Source organism: Methylosinus sp. (genome assembly GCF_036560965.1).
GTDB lineage: Bacteria > Pseudomonadota > Alphaproteobacteria > Rhizobiales > Beijerinckiaceae > Methylosinus.
In genome coordinates this window covers 68,284-80,058 of sequence record NZ_DATBQF010000022.1, presented here as the reverse complement: position 1 = coordinate 80,058, position 11,775 = coordinate 68,284, and the positions used below count along the sequence as shown (strand labels likewise).

Annotated in this window: 9 protein-coding genes and 2 pseudogenes; 7 read left to right on the top strand and 4 right to left on the bottom strand. The window is 64.9% G+C overall.

What is annotated here, in order from left to right:
* Positions 1 to 118: pseudogene (locus VIF40_RS08130) on the top strand (IS630 family transposase); the annotation flags it as partial.
* Here the strand turns inward: VIF40_RS08130 and VIF40_RS08125 are convergent.
* The 4 genes and pseudogenes from VIF40_RS08125 to VIF40_RS08110 all read right to left on the bottom strand — a co-directional run bounded on the left by VIF40_RS08125 (position 119) and on the right by VIF40_RS08110 (position 4,192).
* Positions 119 to 1,027, bottom strand: coding sequence for a TonB-dependent receptor (locus tag VIF40_RS08125; protein WP_331937024.1), 909 nt, complete (start codon positions 1,025 to 1,027; stop codon positions 119 to 121). It abuts the pseudogene before it with no gap.
* A 150-nt stretch (positions 1,028 to 1,177) separates the two neighbouring features.
* Positions 1,178 to 2,119, bottom strand: a complete 942-nt coding sequence (locus VIF40_RS08120) for a FecR family protein (RefSeq protein WP_331937023.1) — start codon at positions 2,117 to 2,119, stop codon at positions 1,178 to 1,180.
* A gap of 123 nt (positions 2,120 to 2,242) precedes the next feature.
* Positions 2,243 to 2,740 carry a sigma-70 family RNA polymerase sigma factor gene (locus tag VIF40_RS08115; protein ID WP_331937022.1) on the bottom strand — a complete coding sequence of 166 codons (498 nt, stop codon included), beginning with the start codon at positions 2,738 to 2,740 and terminating at the stop codon, positions 2,243 to 2,245.
* Positions 2,741 to 3,567: 827 nt separating this feature from the next.
* Positions 3,568 to 4,192, bottom strand: a pseudogene (locus VIF40_RS08110) (tyrosine-type recombinase/integrase).
* Between the two features lie 365 nt (positions 4,193 to 4,557).
* Between VIF40_RS08110 and VIF40_RS08105 the strand changes: the two are divergent.
* From VIF40_RS08105 to VIF40_RS08080, 6 genes are all read left to right on the top strand, one after another.
* A complete protein-coding gene (locus tag VIF40_RS08105) occupies positions 4,558 to 4,989 on the top strand; it encodes a hypothetical protein (RefSeq protein ID WP_331937021.1) in 432 nt (143 codons plus the stop codon).
* Positions 4,990 to 5,124: 135 nt separating this feature from the next.
* Complete coding sequence (locus VIF40_RS08100) at positions 5,125 to 5,625, top strand: RNA polymerase sigma factor (RefSeq protein ID WP_331937020.1); 501 nt, start codon at positions 5,125 to 5,127, stop codon at positions 5,623 to 5,625.
* Positions 5,626 to 5,777: 152 nt separating this feature from the next.
* Positions 5,778 to 6,704, top strand: a complete 927-nt coding sequence (locus VIF40_RS08095) for a FecR family protein (protein WP_331937019.1) — start codon at positions 5,778 to 5,780, stop codon at positions 6,702 to 6,704.
* A 160-nt stretch (positions 6,705 to 6,864) separates the two neighbouring features.
* Complete coding sequence (locus VIF40_RS08090) at positions 6,865 to 9,345, top strand: TonB-dependent receptor (RefSeq protein ID WP_331937018.1); 2,481 nt, start codon at positions 6,865 to 6,867, stop codon at positions 9,343 to 9,345.
* 154 nt (positions 9,346 to 9,499) lie between these two features.
* Positions 9,500 to 10,480 (top strand): MbnP family copper-binding protein, encoded by a 981-nt coding sequence (locus VIF40_RS08085; RefSeq protein ID WP_331937017.1) that lies wholly within the window; start codon positions 9,500 to 9,502, stop codon positions 10,478 to 10,480.
* Positions 10,477 to 11,658, top strand: a complete 1,182-nt coding sequence (locus tag VIF40_RS08080; RefSeq protein WP_331937016.1) for an MbnH family di-heme enzyme — start codon at positions 10,477 to 10,479, stop codon at positions 11,656 to 11,658. Before VIF40_RS08085 ends, VIF40_RS08080 begins: the two co-directional genes overlap by 4 nt.
* Positions 11,659 to 11,775: the final 117 nt, after the last annotated feature.

Here is an 11,775-nt window from a genome sequence, read left to right as displayed (position 1 = left end):
CGTTTTCAAATCCTATGACGATATCGTCGATCATTGTTGCGCCGCCTGGAACAAGCTCATCGAGCAGCCTTGGCGCATCATGTCCATCGGGCTACGCGACTGGGCGCATGGGTTTTGATCAATGAGGATTGGTATAAGGCGTCTCCAAGGGCCGCTTAGCCACGAGGTTGATGACGCCGCCCGGCTCCATGCGACCGAATAGCATTGCCGCAGGCCCCTTCAGCACCTCGACGGATTGAAGATTCGTCGTATCGAGATAGCGATAACGATATTCTTGCAGGCCGTTCTTATAGATGCTTCCAAAAGTCAGAAAGCCGCGGACCTTGAAGACGTCGAAGAAATTCGGCGTCAGGGTCACGCCGCTGACATTGGTGAGAAGCGCGTCCTTGAGGCTGATCGCCTGCTGATCGTCCATCATCTCACGCGTGACGACCTGCACGGAGATCGGCGTCTTCAACAGCGGCGTGTCGGTCTTCAAGGTCGAAGGCGCGCTGACGACGTTATAGCCCGTATATCTGTCGCCCGGACCCTGTCGTATGGCGCCCGAGCTCGCTCCCGCGCGGCCACTCGTCTCCTTCGCCTCTGCTCCAATATTGATCGCCGGCAGCGGCGTCGCCCCCGACGGAGTCGCGTCGTTGCGCACGCCATTATCGGCTTGCGCGAGGATGATCGCCGCCCTTCGTCCCTCACCCGTCACGCGATAGCTGACACCCGTTCCCGACAAAAGCGTGTCGAGCGCCTGCGTGAGCGTGTAGCTGCCTATCAGGCCTGCTGTCCTGAAATTTTTCGTCAATCGCGTGCGGTAGATCATGCGGACGCCGTTCTCGTCCGCGAGGCGTGTGAGCGCCTCGGCGACAGACCCTTCGGGAATTTGATAGGCTCTGACTGCCGACGAAATCTCCTGCTGCGTCATCGACACGTGCGCCGCCGCCGGCTGGCCCGGCTCGAGCGCCATGAGACCCATCACCGTCGCTATCGCCGTCGCACCCATGCCCTCGACCTCGAGAGAGAACCTGCCCCGCGCCATTCGCCGCCCCTCAAAACCGTCGGGGACGAAATTGTCCCTCTACTTAGGTTGACGGGGCGTCCGAGGATTCTCCCATGTCCGATCCGAAAAAAAATTCGATTGCGCTGTTCATGCGGCGCGCGACTTTCGTCGGACGAGCGGCGCGGTGCGCTATTCACGCAGGAAAACTAGATAGTTGGTGAGATAGATCGGGCGCAGATCGAGAGAGCGTTCGATTTCCGCGAGCGCGCCGAGCGGGTCGCCGACATCGAAGACTCCGGTGACGCTCAATCGGCGCGTGGCGGCGCCCGGAACGACGATGTAGCCGCGATGATAGCGCGAGAGGACGGCCACGACCTCGCCGAGCGGACGGTCGACGAAGATCAGCTTGCCGCGCCGCCAGCCCGTCGCGCGATCGATGTCGACGGCGGCGGGGGCCGTGATCGCCGCGGCGGGTCCGAAGATACTCTGCTGTCCTTCCCCCACGACCTCGCTGCGGCCTCCGCTCGCGACGGCGACGCGATGCTCGGCGACGGCGACCCGGGCCTCGCCGTCCTTGAGCGCGATATCGAAGGCGGTGCCGAGCGCGGTGACGGTTCCAGACGCGGCGGCGACGACGAAGGGGCGCGCGCGATCGGGGGCCGCCTGGAAGAAGGCCTCGCCGGCGAGCAGCGAGAGGCGCCGTTCGGCTCCTGTGAAATTCACCGCGACCGCCGACCGCGCAGACAGCTCGACGCGTGATCCGTCCTCCAGCGTGATCGAGCGGGATTCGGCCGTCCCCGTCCGATAATCGGCCTGCCAGAGCAACGACAGCTCGTCGAAGCACAGGAACGACGCCAGGCTCGCGGCGAGGAGCGCGGCCGCGGCGATGACCTTGCGCGGCCGCCGCGCGATCTCGGGCGCGTCGACGGGCCAGGGCTCCAACGTCTGCGCCTCGTCGCAGATGGAGGAGACTTCGTCGAAGGCCGTTCGGTGGAACGGATCGGCGGCGAGCCAGGCGTCGAAGGCGGCGCGGTCCTCGCGCGACAAGGAGCGCCCGTCGACCTTCACCCACCACGCGCCCGCGGTCCTGTAGATCGCGTCCTCTTTCCGAGATCGATCGTTCTCGTTCATTCTTCCCGTCACTGGCTCGGTTCGATGGCTCGCGAGCGCGCGCTGGCGGCGCGCCACGAAGAGGCCCTCATCTATATTGGCGGAAGCTCGCCGCGATCCGCCATGTGCTCCCCCCGAAAAAAGCTACTTCAGCGCCTTTCGGCAGCGCTCGATGGCGATCTGAAGGTGCCGATCGACCATCTTCCGCGAGATGCCGAGCCGCCGCGCAATCTCGTCGGGTGGAAGCTTGTCGCGCATGCGTAGCGTGAAGACCTGACGGCAGCGCGGCGGCAGCGCCTCGATCGCCATGGCCAATCTCCGCGCGCGCTCTTTGGCGTCGACCCGTTCTTCCGGCGTCGAGTCCTCGGAGGGCGCATCGGCCGCTCCGTCGAAAACCAGGAGCTTCGCTTCTTGATCGCTGCGGCGACCGTGGTCCGTCGCGAGATTGGCTGCGGTTCGGCGCAGATAGGCCGCGGGATCGGAGATCTCGACGGCGCCGCCGCGGTCGAGAACGCGCAGGAACGTCTCCTGAAGCAGATCCGGCGCGTCCGCCCGGCCGACGCGCCGGGTCAGATAGGTGAGCAATCCGCGCTTGTTGCGCAAGAACAGCTCCCTGATCGAGGCCGATTTCTTGTCCGGCATGCGGTTTCCAACGGCGCCGCTGGTCCTGACAAGCGTCATGGACCTGCGCATCGACCGACTTAGATGGGGGCGGAACGGATGGACGGAGGGCGCGGCCTCTGCCGAAACGGCGCAGCGCGCGGAGTCGCTTCGAGTCAGGCGATCGGCGGGGCGCGCGAGGACCAAGAGCTGAGCCAGCCGACGGCCGATGTCGCTTTCGCGCTCGGCGACAGATCAACGAGAATGGTCTCGGGGAACGGCGCCGAAAACGCGATGTTCGTCGGCAGGATCGCCGGATGTCCCGCCGCGCCGTCGATTTGAAACGCACGACAGGGAAAGCAGCAGGAGCAAGGAAGGTGCGGCCCGGGCGAATGCCGATGGCCGTCGGCGTCACTCGCGCAACGATCGAGGCCTCCGGAGACGATGTCGATACTGCTGAATCCGGGCGCTGCGGCGGCGGCCGCTCCTTGGAGGATCAAGGCCCACGCCAAGAGCCCCGCGACCAACACACGGGTAAATTCTTTCGGCCAGAGCGCGAACGTGTCCATTTGGCTCAACGAACTCCCGGATGCGACGCGGAGTCAAGTTTGGGAGTTCGTCGGACTGACGAAAGTTCATTCTCCGTTGCAAAACTGCAACACTCCTCGAATGGCGACGCTTTTTCGGTCATTCTCTTTGGATAAAGCCAAGCACCCGCGCCGTCCGCCGACGGATATGGCACTCTACCCGCGTGGAGACGTAGGAGAGAGCCGTCCGACGGAGAGTTCAGTCTCCCCGTAAACGTCATCGTCATCATGAGGTGCGTCGCGGCCAAACAATTTGGCGTCAGGCCGCGGCGTTCGTTACGTTCAAAGATCGACCTGCTCTGAAATGCTGAGAGCGTCGTCGACCTCGATGCCGAGATAGCGGACCGTGCTTTCCAACTTGGTGTGCCCCAACAAAAGTTGAACAGCGCGCAAATTGCCCGTCTTCTTGTATATCTGAGCCGCTTTGACGCATGGAGTGCGTTCCGTAAGCGGAACCATCGAGTCCGGCGCTCGCCACCCATTTCTGCACAATGCGTGCGTATTGCCGGGTGGAAATGTGAGTCCGCGTCGTGAAGCCGCTCGGGAACAGATACTCCGCAGTCATGGCGCCACGGCGGTCGAGCCAATCCTGCACCGACCGACGGGTTTCGGTCACCTCGAATTGAACAGGACGCCCGGTTTTCTTCTGGATCACGACGGCGCGATCACGGACGCGGCCGCCGACGCAGACGTCGTTCGCTTGCAAGCGCACGAGATCGCAGCCTCGGAGCTTGCTGTCGATAGCGAGATTGAACATGGCGAGGTCGCGCTTGCGGCCTTCGAGCTGCAAGCGAACCCGTATGGTCCAGACGTCCTTCGGCCTCAGCGGGCGCTTCTGACCGAGCAGGCGGCCCTTGTTCCAAGGGGCGTGATTGCGCAGGGTTCTGGTTGAATCGGAAGTCGGCATGATCGTCCCCGTCGGAACCGACCCCTTCCTCCCTAGCGCCCATGAAGTGGGCGAGGCAGATATATGCCCGTCGACGTGGCTTTCCACATTCGGGAGCGAGAATTGACCTGTCGAGACGGAAGCCTACAGCGAGCAGGATCTGCATCGCTCCGCTTTCGCCCTGACACCGGAATGTCTGCTGTCGACGCAACCGAACGTCCGCTGCTCGGGCGGGACGGGACCGAAATGGGTCACGAGCGGAATTTCAAACACCCCTCCACCCCGCGCCCCCCGCCGTTGACTCGTCGCAACGCTGCGTTCTAGGACTCTCCCTTGCGCGTCCGCCGGCCCTCGCCGATCGCACGCGCGGCGCCGGATCGTTCCCTATGGCGAGTTTGCACGGCAGAGGCTTCTCGAAGCGAGCGACGATCGTTCCGATCGCCGTCCTCGCCGCCTTGCTGCAAGCGCTGCTGCTCTTCGTCGCGACCGGCGGCGGGCACGCGCGTCAATTCCACTCCGCCACCTCCGCCACCTCCGCCAACTCTTCCCTCGGCGCTTCCGCGGGCGCGCTCGGCTCCGCCGATTGTGGCGCGCCGGCGCATGGCGAGGGAGCGCCGGCGCCCGCCTGTCCGCTGCATCCGCACTGTTGCGTGCCGGGCTCGCTCGCCCTCGCGTTCCTCGATCGCGCGGAGGCGAGCGTCGCGCTCCCCCTCGCGACGGGCCGGACGACGCCGCTCGGTCGTCCCGCCGAGCCCGGCGCGCAGGGTCCCGAGCCGGCGCCGCCCTGGTCGTCGCGCGCGCCGCCGTCGCTCGGCTGATCCACGGCGGCCGCATGCGCCGCCTTTTTCACCCGAGCCGGCGCGCCGCATGAACGGCCCGCCCGCACCCTCGCCAATTTCTCGCCGAACCCCGGCCGCGTCGCCGGGCGTTTCGGCCCTCGCCGGACATTGTCGATGTCGGATGAGAAATCGCGCTTCTTCGATCGATTGTTTCTGCGCAGCCGGCGCGAGCTCATCGCCTATTTCGCGCGCCGCGTGGGACGCGAGGACGCCTCCGATCTGCTGCAGGAGACCTTTGCGCGCGCCTTGCGGAGCGAGCGGTTCGAGGCGGTGGCCGATCCGCCGTCGCTGTTGCAGCGCATCGCCGTCAATCTCGCGCGCGACCACGCCCGTCGCCGCCGCACCGAAGCGAAATATGTCGACTTCGGCGCCGACGCCGAGCAGGCCGTCTCGACCGGGCCAATGCCGGACGCCCGCCTCGAGGCCGAGGAGAAATGGCGCCTGCTGCGCGAGGCCGTCGACGGATTGCCGCCGCGCTGCCGCGACGTCTTCCTGCTCTATATGCGCGAGGGGCTCGGCCTCGGCGAGATCGCCGAGCGGTTGGGCATATCGCGCAATATGGCGCAAAAGCACATGCGGCTCGCCATGGCGCGCTGCTGGGCGGCGTTGGACTAGAGCGCTTTCCGATCGACCGGAATCGTTCGATCGATCAGACTCTCGTTTTTTGCGCGGGCGACCTCCTTTTTCGCGGTCTCGCGCGTGGTGTGCAACGCAGGACGCCGCTCGCTCGCCACGGGCGTCGGCGCGGCTCTGCGATGGGTGAGGCAATGTCCGAGACGAAATCCGCGTCGCCGCCGGACCTCCGCGCCGCCGCCATCGACTGGTGGCTGCGGCGCAACGAGGCGACGCTCTCCAAGAAGGAGCAGGTCGCCTTCGAGGCCTGGCTGGCCGAGGACGCCAATCGCGCGGCCTATGACAGGCTTTCCGCGCTCGGCGATTTCATGGCGCCGCGCTGGCCGGGCGCCGGCCCGCAGCGCAAGACGCGGCGCCGACGGCGCAAGGCGGTCGCCGCGGCGAGCCTCGCGCTGCTGGCGCTGCTCTTTTCCGACGAGATCGCGCTGCGGCTGCGCGCGGATGTGCTCGCCGGCCCGGGCGAGACGAAGCAGGCGACGCTCTCCGACGGCTCCAGCATCGAGCTCGACTCGCGCAGCGCCGTGGCGTTGGATTTCGGCCCGACGCAGCGGCGGGTGACGCTGCTCGCCGGCGAGGCCTGGTTCGAGGTCGCGCCCGATCCCGCGCGGCCCTTCGTGGTCGAGGCGGCGGGCGGAACGGCGACCGCGCTGGGCACGGCTTTCGACGTCGCGCTCGAGAATGGCAAGGTCCGCGTGACGGTGACGAGCCATAGCGTGCGCGTCGCGGGCGGCGGCGGCGAGGTCACCGTCGAGGCGGGGCAGCAGAGCGGATTCGGGCCGAGCCGAGCCGCCGTGGCGCCGGAGCCGGTCGATCTCGCGCGCGCCACCGCCTGGCGGCGCGGCAAGCTGATGTTCGAGAATCAGCCGCTCGGCGAGGTCGTGCGCGCGCTCGGCCGCTATCATCGCGGCTTCGTCTATTTTCTCGATTCGGCGTTGCAGGCGCGGCGCGTGACCGGCGTGTTCAACGCTCAGGACCCGATCGCGGCGCTCGATGAGATCGAGACCTCGCTCGGCCTGCGCGCGACGCATGTCACCAAATATCTGACCATCGTGCACGAATAGCGCGCCGCGGGACGAATTTTTTTCTCGGCCGACCTCCTTTTTGCCCGCCTGCCGCGTGGAGGGCGGTTGCAGGGGAGACGAAAACCGTCTCCGGCGAGGAAGAGGCGGCGTGATGGCGGGGCGGACATATCGCAATTGTGCGGGAGTGGGCGAGAGCAGAATGGGATCGACGCTGGCGATCGCCGCAATGGGCGCCCTGGCGCTGGGCTCGGGAGTCTCCGACTCGCCGGCGCAGGCGGCGATTTCGCCGCAGGAGCGCGCGGGCCTCATGCAGAGCTATCGCATCCCCTCCGGCCCGCTGCCGGGCGCGTTGAACGCCTTCGCCGATCTCAACGGCCTGCAGATTCTCTATGACGCCGATGTCACCAGCCGGCTGAAGACGGTGGGGCTCGACGGCGATTTTTCGGTCCATGAAGGGCTGGACCGTCTGCTCGCGGGGACGGGCCTGTCCTGGCGCTTCGCCGCCAAGGGCAAGACAGTGTCGATCATCTTGGCGCAGAACGATCGCGGCGTGATGAATGACGCGAGCGGCGCGGAGGCGCTGCCGGCGATCGACATCGGCGCCGACAGGGGGAAGGCGAAGCCCGCGACGACGGGCCCGCAGGGGCCGGGAGACAGGTCCACCGGATACAGGCCGAGCGCGACCGCGCCGACAACCTTGAAGACCGACGCTTCGCTGATGCAGACGCCAATGTCCATTCAGGCTGTGACGCGTCAGACGATGGATGACCAGCAAGCGATCACTTTCAGAGACGCTCTCGTCTCCAATGTCAGCGGCGTCACTCTCACGCCGAATTTTTTCGACAATGTGGTCAAGGTTCGCGGCTTCCAGGCCAACACCTTCAAGGGCGGCTTGCTGGAGTTTCGCTTTCGTCACTTCGACACGACCAATCTGCAGTCGCTCGACGTCGTGAAAGGCCCGGCGGCCATGCTCTTCGGCCGCATGGAGCCGGGCGGTCTCGTCAATATGGTGGTCAAACGCCCGCTGGAGACGCCCTATTATTCGGTGGAGCAGCAGATCGGGTCCTACGGGCTGACGCGCACGATCGTCGACGCGACCGGGCCCGTCACGGACGACAAATCCATACTCTATCGTTTTAATGGCGAATTCTTCCGCTCCGGCTCCTATCGTGACGTCGTCAACGATCGCAACGTCTTTCTTGCGCCGACGGTCACGCTGCATCCGATCGAGCAGTTCCGGATGAATATCGATTTCGAATACGACAATAGAACCTGGGTCGACGATTATGCGATCTACCCGGCCGTCGCCGGAGGTCCGGCCAATATTCCGCGCAGCCGCTATCTCTCGCCGGCCTTCATCACCGCGCTGACGCCCGACAATATGGACAGGAAGCGCATCGCCTATGACTGGACCTATGATTTTCTGCCGGACTGGAGCCTGACGAACCGTCTGAGCTACTCCAATGCGGGATATCAGACCAACAATGGATTTCCCTTCGGATTCAATCAGGCGACGGGCGTTCTCTCCCGCTTCCTGACGTATCTCCCGGGCTACACCGACAAGAACTTCGCGACGAATCTTGATCTGAAGGGAAAGTTCACGACCGGCCCGCTCGAGCATTCGATCCTGGCCGGGTTCGATTATTTCAACTATTTCACGCCGATGTATGCGGGCCTGTCCATTCTCGGCAGCTCGGTCAACATCTACGCGCCGAATTATTGGCAGTTCGAGAATCTCGCCCAGGCGCAGACATACACCGTCCTCGGGCAGAAATGGACCGGCGTCTATGCGCAGGACACGATCTCCTTCCTCGACGACACGGTCCATGTGCTGCTGGGCGGCAGGTATGACTGGGCGGAGACGTGGCAGAGCCGCTACCGCACGTCCGCAGCGCTCGCGAACGCGACCTATTGGGCGAGCTACGACAAAGGCTTCAGCCCGCGCGTCGCCGTCCTCTATCAGCCTTGGCCCTGGTTGTCGGTCTATGGCAATTTCACCCAGTCGCTGGGCGCGAACCAAGTGACGACGCAAGGCGCGACATTGCCGCCGCAGAGAGGCGAGCAATTCGAGGGCGGCCTCAAGGCCGAATTCTTCGACAAGCGCCTGCTGCTCACAATGGCCTATTTCGACATCACCAAGACCAATGTCCCGGTGACTGACCCGAGCAATGCGGCCAACACGCTCACGATCGGCAAGGCGCGCAGCCAGGGCTTCGAGCTCGATCTGACCGGGCGCATCGACGACAATTGGAGCGTCATCGCCAATTACACCCATAATGATGTGCGAACCATCGTCGGCACCGCCACCGATCCCGTCACGGCTTACAATCGGCAGATCGCGGTCGTCGGCAGCATCCTGCCGGGCAGCCCGCGCAACTATGGCAATCTGTGGATCAAATATGACGCCGACGGCGATTTGCGCGGATTGAGCGTCGCGGGAGGCGTCAATGTGAGCTCGGACCAGCTCGGCGACCCGGCGAATTCCTTCGTCCTGCCGAGCTATGCGCTGCTCAACGGCATGATCGCCTATACGACGACGATCGCCGGTTTCAACGTGACCGCGCAATTGAATGTCAAGAACATCACCGACACGGTCTATTACCCCTCGGCGGGCAGCCGGACCACGATCATGACCGGAGCGCCGCGCACCTTCATGGGTTCGCTGCGGGTGGAGTTCTGATCGGACCACGGGACGGGAGGTTTATGCTGCGGCAAAAAATCTTTCGTCCCGAGTTCCTTTTTTGGGCGGTCATTCGTCTTATAAGACAGGCGGCGCCCCCTCGAGACAGGTTGCGGACGGCGGAACGCCCGGCCGAAAAGTGGAGGAAGTCGAGATGCGGACATTGCGAAATATCGGATTTGCGGCGGCGGCGGCCGGTTGTTTCTGCGCCGTTTCGGGAACGGCTCTCGCCGCGGGCGGCAAGACGCAGCCTGTCGCCATCTCTTTCGCGCTCGTGGACGAGGGCAAGGAGGTCGGCTGCGGCGCGCCGCTCGCCAATCTCGGGACCAGCCATCTCGCCGCCAAGCTCCATGAGGCCCGCCTCTATGTCTATGGCTTCAAGCTGATCGACGCCAAGGGCAAGCGCACGCCGGTTGCTCTGGACCAGAGCGAATGGCAATATGGCGACGTCGCTCTGCTCGACTTCAAGGACGCGCGCGGCGGCAACGCCCCCTGCACCCAGGCCAATCCGGCGAAGAACGTCGCGATCGTCGGAAACGCGCCGGCGGGCTCTTATGTCGGCCTCGAATTCTCGGTCGGCGCGCCGCTGGAGACGATCGTCGACGGCAAGCCCGTCGCGATCAATCATTCCAATGTCGAGACCGCCGCCCCGCCGCTCGATGTCGTCGGCATGGCGTGGAACTGGCAGGCGGGCCGCCGCTTCATCACCTTCGAGTTCGATCCGGTGACGCCCGTCGTCAAGGCCGACGGCTCCAAGACGCGGACTTGGATGGTCCACGTCGGCTCGACCGGATGCAAGGGCAATCCGGCGACCGGCGAGATCGTCTCCTGCCTGCATGAGAATCGTTTCACCGTCGCCTTAGATCGTTTCGATCCCAAGACGCAGCGCGTCGAGCTCGATCTGACGCGGCTTCTCGAAAATTCCGACATCGCCGCCGACAAGGGCGGGGCGGTCGGCTGCATGAGCGCGCTCGACGATCCGGAATGTCCGGCCGTTTTCGCGGCGTTGGGCTTGACACTCGGCGACGTCGCCGCGGGCGCCGGCGACGGCGGCAAGCAGACCAAGGCGGGCGTCTCGCCGGTCTTCAAGGTCGGCGGCGGGACGTCGGCGAAAGTCGTGGGCTCCAAGCAGTGAGGCGCGCATCGCTCTTCGGGCTCGCGCTCGCCGTCGCGGCGGCTTTCGCCGCCTCCGCCGAGACCGCCAAGCCACAAGAAAAGCCGCAAGACAAGCAGGCGAATTGGAATTGGGATCTTCCCAAATATGTTCCGCCGCCGCGCGTGCCCGCCGACAATCCCATGTCGGAGGAGAAGTTCCAGCTCGGTCGGCATTTGTTCTATGACAAGCGCCTCTCCGGCAATGGGACCGTCGCTTGCGCCTCCTGCCATTTGCAGGAGCGTGCCTTCACCGACGGCCGCGTCGTCGGCGTCGGCTCGACCGGCGAGAAGACGCCGCGCAATGCGCCGTCCATCGTCAATTCCGGCTGGCATGCGACCTTCACCTGGGCCAATCCGGCCCTGGTGACGCTCGAGCGCCAGATGGAGAATCCGCTCTATGGCGAGCGGCCGATCGAGATGGGCGTCGATGACGCCAACAAGGCCGAGATCGTCGGGCGTTTCCGCGCCGACGCGGATTACGACAAGTGGTTCGCCGCGGCCTTTCCGGAAAAGAAGTCCGCCGACCGAATCTCCTTCGACACGATCATCAAGGCGATCTCGACCTTCCAGCGCGGCGTGATCTCCTTCGACAGCCGCTATGACCAATATCTACAGGGCAAGATCAAGCTCGGCGAGGCGGAGCAGCGCGGACACGATCTCTATTTCGGCGAGAAGGCGGAGTGCCATCACTGCCATGGCAGCGTCAATCTCGACGATCAATTCGTGCACGCCAAGACGCGTGAGGCGGAGACGCCTTTCCACAACACGGGTCTCTACGACATAGACGGAAAGGGCGCCTATCCGGAGCCCAATCACGGCCTCTACGACATTACGCAGGACCCGGACGATATGGGCAAGTTCCGCGCGCCGAGCCTGCGCAACATAGCGGTGACCGGCCCCTATATGCATGACGGGACGGTGGCGACGCTGGAAGAGGTCATCGACATCTATGCGCGCAGCGGGCGCAAGATCGAGAAGGGGCCGAACGCCGGCGACGGCGCGTTGAGCCCGCTGAAGAGCCCGTTGATCGTCAAGATCGATCTGACGCCGCAGGAGAAGGCCGATCTGCTGGCCTTTCTGAAAGCGCTGACCGATGAGACGCTGCTCACCTCGCCGCGTTTCTCCGATCCGTGGAAGGCGCAGGCCGCGAAAAAATGAGCGCGCGCGTCGCATGGGGCCGACCCCCTTGCGACGCTCGCCCGCGCGTCTCGAGGCGCGCGCTTTCAAGACGTGCGCTTTCAAGGCGCGCGTTTCCATGGCGCGCGTTTTCCATGG

Coding starts and splice junctions, on each gene's coding strand:
- VIF40_RS08125 (WP_331937024.1), bottom strand. CDS start 1,027: ATGGCGCGGGGCAGGTTCTCTCTCGAGGTCGAGGGCATGGGTGCGACG.
- VIF40_RS08120 (WP_331937023.1), bottom strand. CDS start 2,119: ATGAACGAGAACGATCGATCTCGGAAAGAGGACGCGATCTACAGGACC.
- VIF40_RS08115 (WP_331937022.1), bottom strand. CDS start 2,740: ATGCCGGACAAGAAATCGGCCTCGATCAGGGAGCTGTTCTTGCGCAAC.
- VIF40_RS08105 (WP_331937021.1), top strand. CDS start 4,558: ATGGCGAGTTTGCACGGCAGAGGCTTCTCGAAGCGAGCGACGATCGTT.
- VIF40_RS08100 (WP_331937020.1), top strand. CDS start 5,125: ATGTCGGATGAGAAATCGCGCTTCTTCGATCGATTGTTTCTGCGCAGC.
- VIF40_RS08095 (WP_331937019.1), top strand. CDS start 5,778: ATGTCCGAGACGAAATCCGCGTCGCCGCCGGACCTCCGCGCCGCCGCC.
- VIF40_RS08090 (WP_331937018.1), top strand. CDS start 6,865: ATGGGATCGACGCTGGCGATCGCCGCAATGGGCGCCCTGGCGCTGGGC.
- VIF40_RS08085 (WP_331937017.1), top strand. CDS start 9,500: ATGCGGACATTGCGAAATATCGGATTTGCGGCGGCGGCGGCCGGTTGT.